Genomic DNA, 17,034 nt, shown 5'->3' with positions numbered 1-17,034 from the left:
TTACTCACGCTGGACGGTGAGCTCGTCCGGGTCCATGCCGACCTCATCGAGCCAGCTGTCGATCTTGTCGTGGTTCTCCTCGGTGACCTCGTCGGGTGCCGCGAAGAACCCCTCGTCGCGGGCGAACTCCTGGGCGTTGTTCGTGTAGAAACGAGCGAACGAGCCGATGAGGTCCGGTTCTTCTTCGAGACTCGCAAGATTGACAAACGCAAACAGCGGTCGGGCAAGCGGGGAATACAGCCCCTCCTCGATGTTTTCCTCGGTGGGCAGATAGAAATCGCCATCGGCGTCACTCTCGACGGGGACCGCCTCGATCGGCTCATCATCACGAATGTCGACCAGATAGCCGAGTCCGCCCCAGCCAAAGCCGTGTACGTTACCGGCGACGGCGTTCATGATCTCGTTGGTCGCACTGGTCGCGGAGTAGTCGTCTCGAATGTCACCGACCTCGCTGTTGATATTTTCGGTGAAGTAATCGAACGTCCCGGACGCGGTGTCGCGAGCGTGGAGCTGCATCTCTTCGTCGGGCCACTCGTCTCGGACATCGCTCCACTGCGTGATCTCGTCGGTCGCCTCGAACTCCCAGATCAACTGGAGTTCCTCAAGTGTAATGTTGTCGACCCAGTCGTTCTCGGAGTTCTTCACGACCGACAGCCCGTCGAGACCGACCTCGAGGAAGCGGTACTCGACGTCGTTTTCGTTACAGAGGTCGATTTCGTCCTCAGAAATCTGGCGGCTCGCACTCTGGACCGCTGAGTTCCCCTGACAGAACTCCTGGAACCCCGCACCGGTCCCCTCCGGCGCGACATCGACGAGCACGTCAGGATACTCGTTGGCGAACTGCTCGCCCGCCCAGTCCGTGATCGGTGCGACGGTGTTCGATCCCGACGCGTCGATCGTCCCCGAAATATCGCCGTCAGCGCCGCCGAGACAGCCCGCGAGTGCCAGCCCGCCGACCACACCCGCGGAGGCGAGGAAGGTTCGTCGCGTGCTGTCAGTTCGTCCGGTGCTGTCGCCCGTGTCCGATGGGTTCTGTGCCATCGAGTACGGATATGGGAAGTTCCAATAAGTAGGCTGCTATGAGATATATAGTTTGTACAGTATCTATATATCGCTCGCTGTATCACTATGTTCTAGTACGTAGATCGTCCCCGGACCGGGACTGTGAGACAGGTTTATACTTCCTACACCACGACCTACGAGCGACGTGGGGACCAGCACGCCAACAGGACCGATCGATGCCGCGAGACGCGCGCTGGAGCGTGAGCGTCGTCAGTTGCGCGAGGAGGTCGATGCGTTCACGGCCTTCGGCGAGCGGGTGGTCGAACTCGAAGCTACACAGCCGAGGGCGGGACGGAGACAGACACGAATCGCTGCGTCGAGTTCTACAGCTCTGGAGTCGGTCCGCGACGCCTACGCCGAGACGGTGATGGATGTCTCTCACTACGAACTCGCCTACGACGAGTCGCTTGGCGACCATATGGCCGGCGAACTGGGCGAGGAAGTCGCCGCGGCAGTGACCAGCAGCCAGTCGCTCCATCCACCTCTGAAACGAAGTCTCATCACGACGATTAACGAGGCGATCAGGACCAGAAAGCGGGTGCTTGCCCTGATCGACGGCGAGGAAGAACGCCTCGATGAGGCCGAACGGACGGTGGTCGACACCATCGAGCGGATCGACTCGATTCTCGACCAGCCGATCGACCGGATGGAGTTCAATAGCCTCCGGCTCACCCGCGAACGACTCCTCGATCTGCGTGCGGAGTGTGACGACCTGGTCGACGAACGACAGGACTTTCTCGAACAGCAGCGCCGCGAACTTCCCGATCCGATGACCGGCCTCGCGGAGTATCTCTATCAGTACTGCGAGACGACGTTCCCGCTGCTCGCCGTGTATGCGCGGCTGGCTGACGTTATCGACCGCTCGATCGAGCGCACCGAGCGCCGCCTCAGTGAAGCGTCGTAGCTCATTCGACGCCGGTGATCTCGAAGCGTGCGCCGCCCTCCGTTCCGTCAGTAACCGAGATCGTCCAGCCATGTGCCTCGACGATATCCGCGACGATGGAGAGACCAACCCCGGAGCCGTTGTCCGCGATGGTGTAGTTCGTCTCGAACACCCGATCGCGCTCATCAGGCGGGATTCCGGGTCCATCGTCCTCGACCGCGAATCCAGTTACCGTGCCGTCCGATTCGATCGCTTCGACCTCGATCGAAACGTCGGACGCGGCGTGCTTGACGGCGTTTCTGAACAGGTTTTCGAGGACTCTGGATAGCTGTGACCGATCCGCCTCCACGAGGATGTCGCGCTCCGGCAGCGACAGTGAGGCATCGATCGTGCTGACACTCCGCCAGGCATCCTGACAGACATCCGATACTGTCACTGTCGTGGCGTCAAGATTGATTTCCTCAGCCTGTGAGAGTGCAATGACATCGTCGATGATCTCGTTCGCACGATCGAGCGACGTGACGAGTTCTTCGAGGTGTGATTGATCGTCGGTCTCCATGGCGAGTTCGGCGTGTCCTCTGGCGATATTCAGCGGGTTCCTGATGTCGTGTGTAAGCGTCTCCGTGAACTCCTCTAACCGCTCAGTCCGGCGCTGGAGCTCCTGCTCTGTCAGTTTCCGGTCTGTAATCCGCTGTGTGATCCCGACCAGTCCGACCACCTCACCGTCGACACGGAGCGGCTGTTTCGACGTCCGGTTCCACTGTTCGATCCCCCGCAGATACTCTTCCTTGTCGATGATCGAGACGCCTTCCTCGATCACCCGCATGTCATCGGCGTAGCTCCCCTCGACGTGTTCGTCCGCGATCCCCTCGACGTCTAGATCCGTCTTTCCCACGACGTTCTCTGCGAACTCGAGATGCTTGCTCACCCGCACGTGACGGCCATCACGATCCTTGACGTACACGTGGGCCGGGATTGACTCGAAGATCGCCTCGAGCCGATCGATCTCCGCTTCGAGTTCACGTCGCTCCTGCATCGACGACGTAACATCGACGACGAATCCCTCGATCCGCTCGTCCGAGACTGCTCGAAATCGGTCACGGACCCACCGTTCGTCCCCACAGTCGGTCTCGATCCGGTAGGTACTCGTTTCGACGCCGTCCTGTGGGGGATCGCTCATGGCTTCGAGGAGATCCGGTCGATCGTCTTCGACGACGATATCGAGCCAGCCCCGCTCGTCACCATCGAGCGCGGACGCTTCGAGGCCCGCAAGCTCTTGCAGACCGGGCGTCGCTCGCTCGATCGGTTGTGGCCGGGAACTGGACCGTCGGTACACGGTTCCTGGTATCCCATCAACGACGGCTTTGAGCGGTGAATCGAACATGCTCGAATCTGACGTACCTCGACCGTACCGTGGCCCGATGCGTTTACTGTACGGACCGGATGGTGTCTACTAAATGTTCCGGATCCAACACGAGCTACCGATCGGCTGCTCGTCGCTTGACGCCGGTAACCTCGACCCGCGCGCCGCCGCTCTCGGCGCTCGTGAGGTGGATCTGCCAGCCGTGGGCCTCGACGATTTCGGCGACGATCGGCAGGCCAAAGCCCGTCCCGTCTGGGTGTGTCGTGTACGATTCCTCGAACACTCGCTCGCGATCGTCCGGTGGAATACCGGGGCCGTCGTCGGCGACGGCAAAGCCCTCATTCAGCAGCTTGACGTCGATCCGAACCTCCGTGCCGCCATGCTGGACGGCGTTGGTAAACAGGTTTTCGAGCAGTCGCCGGAGCTGTGAGCGGTCGGCCAACACTTCCTGGTCTGCTGGGAAATCGATCTCCGCACGCGGCGCGGTAATCGAGTGGGCCGCGCCGTGACAGAGCCGCTGGAGGGAGACCCATTCCGGAGTGATGTCGGGATCGTGCCGAGCGAGTGTCAACACGTCGTCGATGATGGCGTCGGCCTGATCGAGCGCGTCGACAGTCTCGTCGAGATGAGCCGGATCGCCGGTCGATTCTGCGAGTTCGAGCCGCCCCAGCGCCGCCGTGAGTGGGTTTCGGATGTCGTGAGCGACGATGTCGGCGAACTCTTCTAGCCGTTCGGTCTCTTCGCGGAGTTGGTATTCGGCGCGTTTCCGCTCACTGATGTCACGCGAGACGCCGATGAGACCCTGTACCTCGCCGTGTTCGTCGGTCCAGGGCACTTTCGAGGTGAGGCTCCACTGGTCGAGCCCGGGGAGGTACTCCTCCTTGTCGAATATTGGTTCGCCGGACTCGGTCACCTGGGTATCGTCGCCGAGTCCGCGTTCGCCGCGTGGGTCATCCTCGCCCGCAATCTCCGCGTCGGTTTTGCCGACGTATCTCACTCGTTTTTCGAGGTGGTCGCTCACGTGGAGGTGGACGCCAGCCTCGTCTTTCACAAAGAGATGGACTGGAATACTCTCGAACAGCTGATCGAGCAGATGTGATTCCGTTTCGAGTTCCCGGTAGCGGTGTTCCTTCCCGGTGACGTCGAAGAGGATGCCGTCCAGTACGTCGGGCCGATCTTCCGGGACCGACGCGACATCACGTACCCACACCGGATCGTCGGTCCCGATCCGATAGCCCAGGTCGACGCTCTCGCCCGCATTCAGGCATTCGACCGCCTCCACCGCCTCCCGATCGTCTGGATGGACGATGTCGAGCCAGTCGGCTTCGGTCGAGGACTGGTCGAGGATGTCTAAGGCTGGAGCAGGACCCTTCCCCAGCGACAGTAGACGCTGGCCGTCGTCCAGACGGCGACGGTACTGCCGACCGCTGGCAAGCGCCGCGGACAGGTCCTTGATGGTGTGATCCGTCATCAGTCTCGGGTGTATCGGTGATCGTTCTCGCCGCGATGGTACTAAGCGTTCGGGCGCTGTCGGCTAGTCGTCCCCGCTCCCCACGACGTCGACGCCGGTGATCTCGAAGCGTGCACCGCCGGACGAGCTCGCAGACAGATCGATCTCCCAGCCGTGAGCGTCGATAACCTGTTCCACGATTGCGAGGCCAAACCCGGTTCCAGTCTCGGCTGTCGTGTACTGCTGTTCGAAGACACGCTCGCGCTCTTCGGGCGGGATGCCGGGTCCGTCATCTTCGACTGCGAAGCCGTCATCGAGCCGTTCGACGGTGATTGTAACCGTCTCGTCGCCGTGTTCCACAGCGTCCTGCTGAGCCTGCGAGTCAGGGCTTGTGGGACCGTGTTCCACAGCGTCCTGCTGAGCCTGCGAGTCAGGGCTTGTGGGACCGTGTTCCACAGCGTCCTGCTGAGCCTGCGAGTCAGGGCTTGTGGGACCGTGTTCCACAGCGTTTTTGAACAGGTTCTCCAGCGCCCGCGCGAGCTGAGACCGGTCGGCCCGAAACGTCAGGTCCTCGTCGGGCAACGAGAGCGTGGCTTCGGCCGTCTCGACGTGTGACCAGGCGGTCTCTGCAGCGGTCGACAGCCCGAGGCGTTCGGGATCGATCTCGGCTGATCCCTGTCGGGAGAGTGCGAGCACGTCGTCTAAGATTGCGTTCGCCCGGTGGATCGACTGCTCGACCTGTTCGACGTACTCGGGCTCCGCGTCTGGCTCCTCGATCAGCTCCGTGTAGCCCCGTGCGACCGATAGCGGGTTCCGGATATCGTGGCTGACGATGTCGACGAACCGTTCGAGACGCTCGGTTTTGCGTTCGAGCTCCGCCTTCGCCCGTTTTCGCTCGGTGATCCGGCGGGTTGCCCCAAGCAGTCCCATCGTCTCGCCGTCCTCGTCGTAGATCGGGACCTTGGAGGTGAGATCGCATTCGCCCACCGCCGGGTACTCTTCCTCCTGATCGAGTATCGTCTCGTCGGTCTCGATCACTCGCATGTCGTCCTCGTAGGCGCGCCGCCCCGACTCGGGTTCAGTAAAGCCGACGTCGATGTCACGTTTGCCGATTAGATCCTCGGGAAAGTCGATGTGATCGCTTACGTACTGGTGACGGGCCTCCTCGTCTTTGATGTAGACGTGGATCGGGACGTGCTGGAAGATGTCGTCGAGCAACTCGGCGTCCCGTTCGAGGGACTCACGGTGGGCGATCTCCTGAGTCACCTCGAATAGAATCCCCTCGATTCGGTCGTCGTCATGTCGCGCGAAGCGGTCGCGAACCCAGCGCGTCCGGCCGCCGTCGGTTCGGATACGGTAGGTTTCGGTAGTCGTCTCACTGCCTGCTCGCTCGACCGCCGCCCGGACGTCCTCTCGGTCGGCCGAATGGACGTAGTCCAGCCAGCGCTCCGGTGGTTCCGCCAGATCAAGCAGCGCGCCGATCTGCCTCCCACTCGATTCGAGGCGCTGCCCACCGTCCACTCGGCGACGATACGGGACGCCGTCGGCGTCGGTGAGCGCCCGGACGAGCGCATCCGGTGACGGGGCACCCCCGGTCATACTCGATGGTCGTCAGTGGACGACTGATCGGTCACGTAACTCACAACTATCATCATAGAACCGTATACAGACGCGTAAGCGTTGCGCTCAAAGGGTTGTCACTGACTGACGCGCTGGCCGCCGTCCGAAATCATTTTGACCCACGCTCGCGGAAGGTCGGTATGCCGACCGAATCGGACACTGATTACGACCCGACCCTCGGGAACAAGTTTATTTTCGTTACCGGGGGCGTGATGTCGGGCCTCGGCAAGGGAATTACGGCTGCCAGCACGGGCCGACTCCTGAAAAACGCCGGGTTCGACGTCACGGCAGTAAAGATCGACCCGTATCTCAATGTGGATGCGGGCACGATGAACCCCTACCAGCACGGCGAGGTGTACGTGCTGAAAGACGGCGGCGAGGTCGACCTCGATCTCGGGAACTACGAGCGGTTCCTCGACATCGACATGACCTTCGACCACAACGTCACCACGGGGAAGACGTACCAGCACGTCATCCAGAAAGAACGCGCAGGCGATTATCTGGGCAAGACCGTCCAGATCATCCCCCACATCACCGACGACATCAAGCGGCGAATTCGGGAGGCCGCCGAGGGGACAGACGTCTGTCTCATCGAAGTGGGGGGGACCGTCGGCGACATCGAGGGGATGCCCTACCTCGAAGCGCTGCGGCAGTTCGCCCACGAGGAGGACGACGACGACATTCTCTTTACTCACGTCACGCTCGTCCCCTACTCGAAAAACGGCGAACAGAAGACCAAACCCACCCAGCACAGCGTAAAGGAGTTGCGGTCGATCGGCCTCCAGCCCGACATCCTCGTCGGGCGGTGTGACGACCGGCTGGATCCCGACACAAAAGAGAAGATCGCGCTGTTCTGTGACGTCCCGATGGAAGCCGTCTTCTCGAATCCCGACGTCGAGGATATCTACCACGTCCCGCTGATGGTCGAGGAGGAAGGTCTCGACGAGTACGTCATGGAGCGGCTCGGACTCGCCGACGCCGCACTCCCGCCGGCGGAGCGCGATAACGAGTGGCGCGAGGTCGTCACCCAGCCCACCACGGGCGAGGTCGAGGTCGGCCTCGTCGGCAAGTACGGTCTCGAAGACGCCTACATGTCGATCCACGAGGCGCTGAAACACGCCGGGCTCGAAGCGAGCGTCGACGTGGAGGTCACATGGGTCCACTCCGAGGAGCTCGCGGACGGTCACGACGGCCAGCTCGACGAGCTGGACGGCATCGTCGTTCCCGGTGGCTTCGGCTCCCGGGGCACGGAAGGGAAGATCGAGGCAGTCCGATACGCCCGCGAGAACGACGTGCCCTATCTCGGTCTCTGCCTTGGCTTCCAGATGGCAGTCGTCGAGTACGCCCGGAACATCCTCGGACTCGACGGCGCACACTCCGCGGAGATCGAGGAGGATACACCCCACCCGATCATCGACATCCTGCCCGAGCAGTACGAGGTCGAGGATATGGGCGGAACGATGCGACTGGGCGCACACGAGACCGACATCGAACCCGGGACGGTGGCACACGAGATCTACGGCGACACGTCCTGTACCGAACGGCATCGTCACCGCTACGAGGTGAATCCCGAGTACATCGACGATCTCGAAGAGGCCGGTCTCGTCTTCTCGGGCAAGTCCAACAACCGCATGGAGATCGTCGAACTCGAGGATCATCCCTACTTCTTCGGGACGCAGTTCCATCCCGAGTTCCGCTCGCGACCAACGCGCGCGAGCCCACCATTCGTCGGGCTACTCGACGCGATCGTCGAGGCGGACGATGCGGACGCTGACACAGGAACGGAGGTTGAACTATAATGGTAGACGTAGATTCATTCATCACGGAGAAAGTGGCAGAGATCGACGAGGAGGTCGGGGACGCAAACGCCGTCATCGCGCTGTCGGGCGGGGTCGACTCCTCGACTGCCGCGGCGCTGGCCTACGAGGCGATCGGCGACCAGCTCACGGCGGTGTACGTCGACACCGGCCTGATGCGCAAGGGCGAAACCGAGCAGATCCGCGAGACGTTCTCGTATATGGACTCGCTGCGGATCGTCGACGCACAGGAGCGATTTCTCGACGCGCTCGGTGAGACGACCGATCCCGAGGAGAAACGTCATATCATCGGCGAGCAGTTCATCCGGGAGTTCGAGACGGTCGCGAAAGACGTCGACGCCGACTATCTCGTCCAGGGGACGATCTACCCCGACCGGATCGAGTCAGAAGGGACGATCAAATCCCACCACAACGTCGGTGGCCTGCCCGAGGTCGTCGACTTCGAGGGGATCGTCGAGCCGATGCGTGATCTCTACAAGGACGAAGTACGGGAGGTCGCCCGCGACCTCGATCTCGACGAACTCGTCGCCGAGCGGATGCCGTTCCCCGGCCCCGGCCTCGCCGTGCGGATCATCGGCGAGATCACCGCCGAGAAGCTCGAAGTCGCCCGCGAGGCCAACCACGTCGTCGAGGAGGAATTAGAGGAGTACGAGCCGTGGCAGGCACTCGCCGCGGTGATCGGCAAGGCCACGGGCGTCAAGGGTGACAACCGCGTCCACGGCTGGGTTGTCTCGGTTCGATCCGTCGAATCGAGAGACGGGATGACCGCGCGCGCCCAGGAGATCGACTGGGAGACGCTCCAGCGCATCCAGAGCCGGATCACCGGCTCCCACGAGAACGTCGCCCGGGTCGTCTACGACGTGACCCACAAACCGCCCGCGACCATCGAGTACGAGTAATGTACGCGATTCTCGCAGGCCCCGACCCGGACGGACTGGGCGAACAGCTCCGCGAGCAGGGCGTCGAACTGGGTCGGATCGAGGGAATCGCGACCCGCCCGAAACTGGAAGAAGCGGGCGCTCATCGGGCAGACCTGTTCGTCCTCACTGACGTCGAGCAGGCCACGGCGATCCCCATCGCAAAGGACCTCAATGACGAGGTACGGGCGGTCGTCTACGACCGTCAGTCCCTGCCCGAGTTCGTCAGCGCACAGACGGATCTGGCGGTCGATCCCGAACTGCTGGGGGCTGAAACGGTTGCTGAAGAACTGGCAGCGGAATAGCGACGGGGCGTTCCGCCCTCCCGCAAACCCGGGCAGCCCTCGACGGGCTGTCCCGGGGCGCTCTGACATGGCGCACTCGTGACGTGTCCCGGCTGGTACGTAAGGCCCGGCGACAGTTGCGGTGCATTCACGCATGTTCGCTCATTTTATCCGAATTAAGTACCGGCGCTGACCCCGGCAGGGATGGTAAATTCTCCACGCTCAGAACCGTTCTGTTCACGCCAATTTTGAACGAGATTGAGACAGTGTGAACGGTTGTGGTAGCACCCCCGGTCAGGGAACAGTTATGACTCCGGCAACCGCTAGCACTGACCGATGACACTCGACCAGCTACCCGATCTCGACCCGGCGGATGGAGAACTCCTCGACGCGGAAGTCGTCGTGACCGACGACGTGCTCGTCAAGGCGTTCGCGCTCGGTCCGGGCGCGACGCTCTCGCCCCACGAACACGCCGACGCGACGAACGTCTTTCACGTCGTCGAGGGCGAAGTGGCGGTGATCCAGGACGACACCGAGGAGACGATTTCCGCGCCCGGCGTCGTGCTCCACGAGCGCGGGGTAGCCCACGGCGCGCGAAACGATACGGGTGAGATCGCAGTGCTGACCGCGAGCCTCTGTCCGCTACCCTCGTAGCTACCAGCCAGCCGCGTCGCCTACCGTCCCGCCAGCCCGGTTAGATGGCCTGCCTCCTCGACGATGATCGCCTCGGCACCCAGCCGTGCGGCGTTCTCGCTGCCCGGCAGACAGAACACGGGCGTCTCCTCGACGATGCCTGCGGTTGCCCGCGTCCCGACGATCTTGGTGCCGATCTCGTCGTAGGACAGCATCCGGAACAGTTCGCCAAAGCCGGGCAACTCCTTTCCGAACAGCGCGGAGACGGCTTCGATCGTCACGTCGTCGGGCGTGACGCCGGTGCCGCCCGTGGTGACGACCGTGTCGACGTCCTCACGCGACGCCAGCACGTCGACGGTGTCCCGGACCGCGCCGTGGGCGTCCCCGATCAGTTCGCGTGCGACGACCTCGTGGCCCTCGCTCTCGAACGCTGCAGCGATGGCGTCCCCGGCCGGATCGTCGTCGAGCGTCCGCGAGCTGGAGACGGTGACGACCGCCGCGCCGAGCGATTCGACGTCGTGGTGATGGTGGTTGTGGTCGTCATCGGCGTGTTCGTGGGCATGGCTGTCGTCGTGATGCGCATCCCCGTCGTCGGGGGCGTGCTCGTCCGGATCCTGTTTGTCGTTCGAGTCGTCCTCGGGGTCGTCGCTCAGGCCACGAGACGTGTCGCGCTGCTGGAAATCGACCATATGGGGGCGTTCGGCCGCCCATAATAAAACGGCTTCCCGAACTCACTCCTCCGGGTCGTCGAAAAAGAGCAAGACGCCGATTGCAAAGCCCATGGCGACGGCGATACCGTAGGTGAACGCATCGACGAGGCCGTCGCCGACGAGCAGACCGAGGGTCACGCCGACGGCCATCGCGACGACGAACGCAGCCACCGTGACCTCCCGTTTCGTCCCCGGATACCGGAGCTCCATACCCGAACGGTTGGGCGGCCCGAGCAAAACCCCTGGGACGGCTGTCCAGTGCGTGCTTATGGCCGGATCGTGTCAGTATTTATATACTATCGGTGTCTGTGTCGAGCCATGCCCTCCGACGACGCGTCGATGGAGTATCTCAATGGACCGATCGCGACGACCGCACTGGCCGTCGCGTTCGTACTGGTCGGTGTCGGGTTACTGGTCGGGCTGACGAGCGGGTCGATGGACGTGCTGGGAGCCACCATGATCGGTATCATCGTCCTCACCGTCGCTGGAATCTACATCACGATCCGGCGCGAGGGGATCGTCACACGGGAAAACAGGATCATCGGCGGATGTGTTCTGCTCGCGATGGTCCTGCTGTTCGCCCTCTACGAGCTTACCGCGCTGTCCTCGGAGGTCGTCTTCGCAGTCGTCGGCTTCGTCGGCGTGATCGTGCCCCATCTGCTACTTGAACACACCAGGTACGCGGGCGAGAAGGACGATCCGCGGTAGAGCTTTTCACAGTTCGCGCGGACGTCCTAGCCATGCAGGCAGTCCAGTTCACCGACCACGGCGGTACCGAGGTCATCGAGTACGGCGAATACCCCGAGCCCGAACCGGGGGACGAGGAGGTACTGATCGACGTCAAGGCGGGGGCGCTGAACCATCTCGACGTCTGGACGCGCCGGGGCCTGCCGGGCGTCGACCTCGACATGCCACACGTTCCGGGAAGCGACGGTGCAGGCGTCGTCGAGCGGGTCGGCGAGGACATCACCCGCTTTGCGCCCGGTGACCGGGTTGCGCTCGCGGCGGGCGTCTACTGTGGCGAGTGTGAGTACTGCCGCCACGGCGAGCACTCGATGTGCGTGAACTACCGGATCATCGGCGAGCACCTGCCCGGCGTCCACGGCGAGCGTGCCGCCATCCCCGCGGCGAACCTCGTGCCGGTCCCCGAGGGCGTCGACTGGGAGACGGCTGCGGCCGCACCGCTCGTGTTCCAGACGGCGTGGCGGATGCTCACCACTCGGGCGGACGTCTCGCCGGGCGAGGACGTCCTTGTGCTCGGAGCGAGCGGCGGCGTCGGGCACGCCGCGGTCCAGATCGCCGATTACGCGGGGGCAACGGTGTACGCGACCGGGGGAAGCGACGAGAAGTGTGCCTACGCCGAGGAGATCGGTGCGGAGCACGCCATCAACTACGAGCGCGAGGATTTCGCCGAGGAGATCCGCTCGGTGACTGGGAGGCGGGGGGTCGACGTCGTGGTCGATCACGTCGGTGCGGAAACGTGGACAGACTCGCTGGCGAGTCTGGCGAAGGGCGGTCGGCTGGTCACCTGCGGTGCGACGACCGGCCACGCGCCCGAGACGAATATTAACCGGATCTTCTGGAACCAGCTTTCCGTCCTCGGATCGACGATGGCGACGGCGGGCGAAATCGACGACGCACTCGACCTGGTCTGGGACGGCGAGTTCGAGGTACGGATCCGAGAGCAACTACCGATGAGCGAGACGGCTCGTGCTCACCGCATGCTCGAAAACCGTGAGGGCTTTGGGAAAGTAGTGGTAACTCCTGACAGTGAGCTCGACGCCTGACGCGGAGCGCGACGATGGAGGAGAGGGCGATGGCGACCACAGTCTGGAAACCACCAGCTACACCCACGATCCGGCGACGTTCGACGAGGATGGCGACCGCGTCGACGCCGAGGGCGACGGCGGCGACGAACCGACCCATCCTGCCGCGGTCGACCGCGAGTTCGACTGGCGGGGGTGGGTGCTGATCGGCGTTATGGCGCTCGCGCTCGTCGTCGCGCCGCTGGTTGTCTACCTGCGCCCGCCCGTCCTGCCGTTCTGGGTCTCGCTCGTCGTGATGCCGCTGATCCCCGCGCTCTTGCTCGGCGTGGTCGCCGTCTGGGCGACCACTCGCCCCTAGGTGATCGCTGCTGGTGGTTCGACGAAGGCCGCATCGAGACGTCGGGCAACGCCGACTGCGGCCGTGACGTCGGCCGTGGGCGTCTCCGGCGATTCAGCGTACGCCGTGAGTGCGCGACGGACCCGCCAGGCTTCGTAGCACGTGAACGTCGGCCCGCCATCGATATCGCGCTCGCGCACCGGCCGGTCTTCGAGCTTTTCGAGTACCGAGAGCGCCCACCACGGCGGGGACTCTCTGGCCTCGTGGCTGGCTTCGATCTCTTCGAGTACCACGTGGTGGACGACCCACTGTTCGGCCCGACTCATGTCGATGCGGGTCCGGTCACGCCGCGGGACGGTTTGCGTCATTGTGATCACCTCGGGGCGGGTCTTTGCCTGCCCTATCTGTGAGTAGGCACCGTCTCGTTATAAATTCTTGTCAAATGGTAACATATTACACACTCGGAGACAGTAGCTCCGCGACGATCCAACGGACAGGCTGGAGAAGACGCCCTACCTGTTCACGTCCCGGCGCATCGCGATCTCGAACCACGGGCAGAGTCTGAGCTGTCGGTACCACTCGGGGTGTTCGTGCAGGCGCTCGTAGGGGACCCACATGAGTCCGGCGACCTCCTCCTCGTCGGGGTCGAGCGAGGTGTCGTCCAGCGTGAGCTGGAGCACGGCACAGACCTCGTGTTCGAGGCCCGCGTTCTCGTAGTAGCGTTTGTACTCGAACCGGTCGGTGAGTCTCAGGTCCGAATACTGGTCGGGTGTGATGCCGAGTTCCTCTTCGAGCCGTTCGCGGGTCGCCTCCTTCTGGGTCTGGCCCTCGACGGGGTGGGAGGCGACTGTGCCGTCCCAGTGGGTGTCCCAGAGGCGTTTGTTCGGGGCGCGCTGTGCGAGCAGGATGTTCCCCTCGCCGTCGAAGATCAGTGCGGTAAACGCGCGGTGGCGGATCCCGTCGCCGGTGTGCGCGTCCAGTCGATTCACCAGTCCCTGTGGCTCGTCGTTCTCGTCGACCGCGATGACGTCCTGCGAGGCGTTCTCGTGTTCGAGCGTGTCGGCGTCCTCGGTGCTCATCAGGCGTACTGTCGAATACCACCGTAAAACCGGCTTCGGTTTTGGGTGCGATTGGCGACGGTACAGGGTCTACACGTTCTCTCGCTGGCCGCGACGCTCTCCGCCAGTCGATTTTCGTCCACCGGGGAAATCTCCCACGCGGAGTCTATAGAATGTGTACACATTCTACTCATGTTATCGGATTTTCCACGATATTCTGGGAACAATTTCTACAATGTGTGGCTCTCGTGTCGCGGGGAGAGATCCTGTCGGAGATGTACCAACCCGATCGACTACCCGAGCTGTTCGTCCAGAATCAGCCGCGTCTCGGTGCTCACTACATCGTCGAGCTCGCGGGCTTTCGTGATCAGTTCGTTGAGGTCCTGTGTGTCGGCGGCGTCGACGACCAGGACGATATCCTCCTCGCCGCTGACCTGCCAGACGAAGTCGACCTCGTTCCAGTCGGTCATGCGCTCGGAGACGGCGGTGGTATCGACGTCGACCGCAACGCTGACCTCGATCATCGCTTTGACGTTCCCCGTGCGTGTAGTGACGGTAAAGCGCTCGATGACGCCGTCCTCGGTCATCCGTTCGACGCGGTTCCTGACGGTTCCCTCCGAGGTGTCGACCTGTTCGGCGATCTCGGTGTACGGCGTTCGTGCGTCCCGCCGCAGGACGTCCAGTATCGCTCGGTCGAGGTCGTCCATGATACACCTCCTTTCTGCCACCCCCACTTACCGATTACGAAATTCGTAGCCTGACTTCGAAAGGAAGCTTTATTGCCGGTAGAAGTATACGTATATCGTAACGATGGATGCCTACGTAGCACTGGAAGGCGGCCATGTGGTCGAAGCCCGTGGTCGTGTTCCTGGGAGCACACCCGGCGAACTCGTTTTCACGACAGCATACACGGGCTACGAGGAGAGCCTGACCGACCCCTCCTATGAGGAGCAGGTACTCACCTTCTCGTACCCGCTGATCGGTAACTACGGCGTCCGGGAGGAGCGCTTCGAGTCCGATCGCGTCCACCCGAACGCCGTCGTCGCCCGCGAATTGACCGACGAAATCGTCGAGTGGCTCGATGAGGAGGGCGTCCCCGCGGTCGATCATCTGGACACCCGCGACCTCGTCACCGATATCCGCGAGGAGGGTGCGATGAAGTGTGGGATCGCCGTCGGCGAGGGCGTCACCGAGCAGGACGCGCTCGACGAACTCGACGCCTGCAAGGGGATGAGCGAGCACACCGACATCGGCGCACAGGTCAGCGTCGACGAGCCCGCCTTCAGCGAGGGCGCGGCTGATGGTGTCGACGCCGACGTGACCCTGATCGACTGTGGAGCGAAGGGATCGATCGTCGACTCGCTGAACGCTCGCGGAGCCGACGTACAGATCCTGCCCTACGACGCAACGATCGAGGACGTCGCCGAGACCGAACCGGACGTACTGTTCATCTCGAACGGCCCCGGTGACCCTGCGAACTTCGAACAGACTGTCGAACTCGTCGACCACTACGCCGGCGAACTCCCCCTCGCCGGGATCTGTCTCGGCCAGCAGATCGTCGCCCGCGCGCTCGGTGGTTCGACTGCAAAGATGGACTTCGGCCACCGTGGGGTCAACCAGCCCGTCATGGATGTCCGCACGAACCGCGTCGTCATGACGACCCAGAACCACGGCTACACCGTCGCCGACCCCGGCGAGAACCTCGAAGTCACTCAGTTTAACGTCAACGACGACACCCCGGAAGGACTCGACAACGAGGAACTGGAGATCATCACGCGACAGTACCACCCCGAGGCAAACCCCGGACCGAACGACTCGCTCGACTTCTTCGACGACGTGCTCGCCATGGCCGACCCGACGGCCGATCCGGTTATCGCTGACGACTAGAAGCCGAGTGTTTCGGTTAATTTCTCTGACCTGCTATCGAACAGGAGAGCGGTACTCGCGCCGAACGAAAAACGCAGTAGATACAGCAGTGGAACTACTATGGCTCCGGCACCGACTTCGGCTGGAGCCCGTGAACGATCGCGTCCCCGGAGTTCGTATCGAACAGGTGGATCTTCTCGCGGTCGAAGACGACCGAGATCTCTTCTCCCTCCGCGATATCCTCGTCCGGCCCGAGGCTCATCAGGAGCTGGCCTTCACCACGTCCCTCGGCGTCGGCCTCGACGTCACGCTCCATCAGTAGGTAGACGAACTGTTCGTCGCCCATCGGTTCGAGCACGTCGGTGACGACGTTGAACGTCCGGGTCGCCTCGGCGGCGTTCGACTGGTCACGCTCGAGATGGACGTCCTCCGGTCGGATGCCCATCGTGACCTGCTGACCGACGTCGACGCCGTGTGCGTCCGGATCGAAGTTGACGGTCGCATACTCCGAGCTAAAGCCGTCCTCCGTGATCTCGCCGTCCATAAAGTTCATCGACGGCGAGCCGATGAACCCGGCGACAAAGAGGTTCTTCGGCTTGTTGTAACACTCCAGCGGGGACGCGACCTGCTGGAGCACGCCCGAGTTGATGACGGCGATCCGGTCGGACATCGTCATCGCCTGGGCCTGGTCGTGGGTGACGTAGATGATCGTCGTGTCGAGCTGTTTGTGCAGACGCTGGAGCTGGGTCCGCATGTGGACTTTGAGCTCCGCGTCCAGGTTCGCCAGCGGCTCGTCCATCAGGAACACGTCGGGGTCGCGAACGATCGCCCGTGCGATGGCGACACGCTGGCGCTGGCCGCCGGACATCTCCGAGGGCATCCGGTCCATCATCCCTTCGAGCTGAACGATGTCGGCGGCATCCTCGACGCGCCGGTCGACCTCCTCCTGATCGTATTTGCGAAGGCGGAGCCCGAAGGAGATGTTGTCGTAGACATCCATGTGTGGGAACAGCGCGATGTTCTGGAACACCATCGAGATGCCACGGTCCTTCGGCGGCAGGTCTGTGACGTCGCGTCCGCCGATCTCGACGGTTCCCTCGGTCGGGAGGGTCAGCCCCGCGATCGTCTCCATGGTTGTGGACTTCCCACAACCGGAGGGGCCAACAAGCGTGAGGAACTCGCCGTGTTCTACATCGAGATTCATCTGATCGACCGCCGTTACGTCTTCGTACCGTTTCGTAATGTTTTCGAGTTTGACGTTTGCCATG

Annotated in this window: 19 protein-coding genes; 9 read left to right on the top strand and 10 right to left on the bottom strand. The window is 62.9% G+C overall.

What is annotated here, in order from left to right:
* A complete protein-coding gene (locus AArcS_RS14855) occupies positions 1-1,041 on the bottom strand; it encodes a PstS family phosphate ABC transporter substrate-binding protein (RefSeq protein ID WP_238478195.1) in 1,041 nt (346 codons plus the stop codon).
* 166 nt (positions 1,042-1,207) lie between these two features.
* Between AArcS_RS14855 and AArcS_RS14850 the strand changes: the two genes are divergently transcribed.
* Positions 1,208-1,966 (top strand): DUF7260 family protein, encoded by a 759-nt coding sequence (locus AArcS_RS14850; protein WP_238478194.1) that lies wholly within the window; start codon positions 1,208-1,210, stop codon positions 1,964-1,966.
* 1 nt (position 1,967) lies between these two features.
* Here AArcS_RS14850 and AArcS_RS14845 read toward each other — a convergent pair whose 3' ends face one another.
* From AArcS_RS14845 to AArcS_RS14835, 3 genes are all read right to left on the bottom strand, one after another.
* Positions 1,968-3,329: a PAS domain-containing sensor histidine kinase gene (locus AArcS_RS14845; RefSeq protein WP_238478193.1), complete on the bottom strand. Its 1,362-nt coding sequence runs from the start codon at positions 3,327-3,329 to the stop codon at positions 1,968-1,970.
* Positions 3,330-3,423: 94 nt separating this feature from the next.
* A complete protein-coding gene (locus AArcS_RS14840) occupies positions 3,424-4,779 on the bottom strand; it encodes an ATP-binding protein (RefSeq protein ID WP_238478192.1) in 1,356 nt (451 codons plus the stop codon).
* Between the two features lie 63 nt (positions 4,780-4,842).
* The gene (locus AArcS_RS14835; protein ID WP_238478191.1) at positions 4,843-6,357 is read right to left on the bottom strand and encodes a sensor histidine kinase; all 1,515 of its coding nucleotides are present in this window, start codon (positions 6,355-6,357) and stop codon (positions 4,843-4,845) included.
* A gap of 161 nt (positions 6,358-6,518) precedes the next feature.
* On the opposite strand from AArcS_RS14835, the gene pyrG reads away from it, so the two are divergent.
* The 4 genes from pyrG (at position 6,519) to AArcS_RS14815 (ending at position 10,050) form a co-directional block, all read left to right on the top strand.
* Positions 6,519-8,177 (top strand): glutamine hydrolyzing CTP synthase, encoded by a 1,659-nt coding sequence (gene pyrG, locus AArcS_RS14830; protein ID WP_238478190.1) that lies wholly within the window; start codon positions 6,519-6,521, stop codon positions 8,175-8,177.
* Positions 8,177-9,094, top strand: a complete 918-nt coding sequence (gene guaA, locus AArcS_RS14825) for a glutamine-hydrolyzing GMP synthase (RefSeq protein WP_238478189.1) — start codon at positions 8,177-8,179, stop codon at positions 9,092-9,094. Before pyrG ends, guaA begins: the two co-directional genes overlap by 1 nt.
* Positions 9,094-9,417, top strand: coding sequence for a DUF7126 family protein (locus AArcS_RS14820; RefSeq protein WP_238478188.1), 324 nt, complete (start codon positions 9,094-9,096; stop codon positions 9,415-9,417). Before guaA ends, AArcS_RS14820 begins: the two co-directional genes overlap by 1 nt.
* Before the next feature lie 315 nt (positions 9,418-9,732).
* Positions 9,733-10,050: a cupin domain-containing protein gene (locus AArcS_RS14815; protein WP_238478187.1), complete on the top strand. Its 318-nt coding sequence runs from the start codon at positions 9,733-9,735 to the stop codon at positions 10,048-10,050.
* Between the two features lie 20 nt (positions 10,051-10,070).
* On the opposite strand, the gene AArcS_RS14810 is transcribed toward AArcS_RS14815, so the two are convergent.
* Both AArcS_RS14810 and AArcS_RS14805 read right to left on the bottom strand, forming a co-directional pair.
* Positions 10,071-10,718 carry a MogA/MoaB family molybdenum cofactor biosynthesis protein gene (locus tag AArcS_RS14810; RefSeq protein ID WP_238478186.1) on the bottom strand — a complete coding sequence of 216 codons (648 nt, stop codon included), beginning with the start codon at positions 10,716-10,718 and terminating at the stop codon, positions 10,071-10,073.
* Positions 10,719-10,760: 42 nt separating this feature from the next.
* Positions 10,761-10,949, bottom strand: a complete 189-nt coding sequence (locus tag AArcS_RS14805) for a hypothetical protein (protein ID WP_238478185.1) — start codon at positions 10,947-10,949, stop codon at positions 10,761-10,763.
* Positions 10,950-11,057: 108 nt separating this feature from the next.
* Here AArcS_RS14805 and AArcS_RS14800 point away from each other — a divergent pair, with 108 nt between their 5' ends.
* Genes AArcS_RS14800 through AArcS_RS14790 form a run of 3 tightly spaced genes read left to right on the top strand, consistent with a single transcriptional unit; the run spans position 11,058 to position 12,863 of the window.
* Entirely contained in the window at positions 11,058-11,447 is a 390-nt protein-coding gene (locus AArcS_RS14800; RefSeq protein ID WP_238478184.1) for a DUF7987 family protein, read from the top strand.
* Positions 11,448-11,479: 32 nt separating this feature from the next.
* Positions 11,480-12,526, top strand: coding sequence for a zinc-binding dehydrogenase (locus AArcS_RS14795; RefSeq protein ID WP_238478183.1), 1,047 nt, complete (start codon positions 11,480-11,482; stop codon positions 12,524-12,526).
* A complete protein-coding gene (locus AArcS_RS14790) occupies positions 12,510-12,863 on the top strand; it encodes a DUF7977 family protein (RefSeq protein WP_238478182.1) in 354 nt (117 codons plus the stop codon). Before AArcS_RS14795 ends, AArcS_RS14790 begins: the two co-directional genes overlap by 17 nt.
* Here AArcS_RS14790 and AArcS_RS14785 read toward each other — a convergent pair.
* From AArcS_RS14785 to AArcS_RS14775, 3 genes are all read right to left on the bottom strand, one after another.
* A complete protein-coding gene (locus tag AArcS_RS14785) occupies positions 12,860-13,210 on the bottom strand; it encodes a DUF7853 family protein (RefSeq protein ID WP_238478181.1) in 351 nt (116 codons plus the stop codon). The two genes, AArcS_RS14790 and AArcS_RS14785, sit on opposite strands and share 4 nt — an antisense overlap.
* A 144-nt stretch (positions 13,211-13,354) precedes the next feature.
* The gene (locus tag AArcS_RS14780; protein ID WP_238478180.1) at positions 13,355-13,921 is read right to left on the bottom strand and encodes an NUDIX hydrolase; all 567 of its coding nucleotides are present in this window, start codon (positions 13,919-13,921) and stop codon (positions 13,355-13,357) included.
* Positions 13,922-14,193: 272 nt separating this feature from the next.
* Positions 14,194-14,607, bottom strand: coding sequence for an Lrp/AsnC family transcriptional regulator (locus AArcS_RS14775; RefSeq protein WP_238478179.1), 414 nt, complete (start codon positions 14,605-14,607; stop codon positions 14,194-14,196).
* Positions 14,608-14,710: 103 nt separating this feature from the next.
* Between AArcS_RS14775 and carA the strand changes: the two genes are divergently transcribed.
* Positions 14,711-15,787 (top strand): glutamine-hydrolyzing carbamoyl-phosphate synthase small subunit, encoded by a 1,077-nt coding sequence (gene carA / locus AArcS_RS14770; RefSeq protein ID WP_238478178.1) that lies wholly within the window; start codon positions 14,711-14,713, stop codon positions 15,785-15,787.
* 97 nt (positions 15,788-15,884) lie between these two features.
* Here the strand turns inward: carA and AArcS_RS14765 are convergent, their stop codons facing one another.
* Positions 15,885-17,033, bottom strand: a complete 1,149-nt coding sequence (locus tag AArcS_RS14765) for an ABC transporter ATP-binding protein (protein ID WP_238478177.1) — start codon at positions 17,031-17,033, stop codon at positions 15,885-15,887.
* Position 17,034: the final 1 nt, after the last annotated feature.

The sequence above is a fragment of the Natranaeroarchaeum sulfidigenes genome (assembly GCF_017094485.1).
Lineage (GTDB): Archaea > Halobacteriota > Halobacteria > Halobacteriales > Natronoarchaeaceae > Natranaeroarchaeum > Natranaeroarchaeum sulfidigenes.
The sequence above is the reverse complement of the archived record's forward strand: the minus strand, read 5'-3'. Positions and strand labels throughout refer to the sequence as shown.

Excerpts from the sequence above, each read along its gene's own strand:
- AArcS_RS14855 (WP_238478195.1), bottom strand. The coding sequence starts at position 1,041 with ATGGCACAGAACCCATCGGACACGGGCGACAGCACCGGACGAACTGAC.
- AArcS_RS14845 (WP_238478193.1), bottom strand. The coding sequence starts at position 3,329 with ATGTTCGATTCACCGCTCAAAGCCGTCGTTGATGGGATACCAGGAACC.
- AArcS_RS14840 (WP_238478192.1), bottom strand. The coding sequence starts at position 4,779 with ATGACGGATCACACCATCAAGGACCTGTCCGCGGCGCTTGCCAGCGGT.
- AArcS_RS14835 (WP_238478191.1), bottom strand. The coding sequence starts at position 6,357 with ATGACCGGGGGTGCCCCGTCACCGGATGCGCTCGTCCGGGCGCTCACC.
- pyrG (WP_238478190.1), top strand. The coding sequence starts at position 6,519 with ATGCCGACCGAATCGGACACTGATTACGACCCGACCCTCGGGAACAAG.
- guaA (WP_238478189.1), top strand. The coding sequence starts at position 8,177 with ATGGTAGACGTAGATTCATTCATCACGGAGAAAGTGGCAGAGATCGAC.
- AArcS_RS14820 (WP_238478188.1), top strand. The coding sequence starts at position 9,094 with ATGTACGCGATTCTCGCAGGCCCCGACCCGGACGGACTGGGCGAACAG.
- AArcS_RS14815 (WP_238478187.1), top strand. The coding sequence starts at position 9,733 with ATGACACTCGACCAGCTACCCGATCTCGACCCGGCGGATGGAGAACTC.
- AArcS_RS14810 (WP_238478186.1), bottom strand. The coding sequence starts at position 10,718 with ATGGTCGATTTCCAGCAGCGCGACACGTCTCGTGGCCTGAGCGACGAC.
- AArcS_RS14805 (WP_238478185.1), bottom strand. The coding sequence starts at position 10,949 with ATGGAGCTCCGGTATCCGGGGACGAAACGGGAGGTCACGGTGGCTGCG.
- AArcS_RS14800 (WP_238478184.1), top strand. The coding sequence starts at position 11,058 with ATGCCCTCCGACGACGCGTCGATGGAGTATCTCAATGGACCGATCGCG.
- AArcS_RS14795 (WP_238478183.1), top strand. The coding sequence starts at position 11,480 with ATGCAGGCAGTCCAGTTCACCGACCACGGCGGTACCGAGGTCATCGAG.
- AArcS_RS14785 (WP_238478181.1), bottom strand. The coding sequence starts at position 13,210 with ATGACGCAAACCGTCCCGCGGCGTGACCGGACCCGCATCGACATGAGT.
- AArcS_RS14780 (WP_238478180.1), bottom strand. The coding sequence starts at position 13,921 with ATGAGCACCGAGGACGCCGACACGCTCGAACACGAGAACGCCTCGCAG.
- AArcS_RS14775 (WP_238478179.1), bottom strand. The coding sequence starts at position 14,607 with ATGGACGACCTCGACCGAGCGATACTGGACGTCCTGCGGCGGGACGCA.
- carA (WP_238478178.1), top strand. The coding sequence starts at position 14,711 with ATGGATGCCTACGTAGCACTGGAAGGCGGCCATGTGGTCGAAGCCCGT.
- AArcS_RS14765 (WP_238478177.1), bottom strand. The coding sequence starts at position 17,033 with ATGGCAAACGTCAAACTCGAAAACATTACGAAACGGTACGAAGACGTA.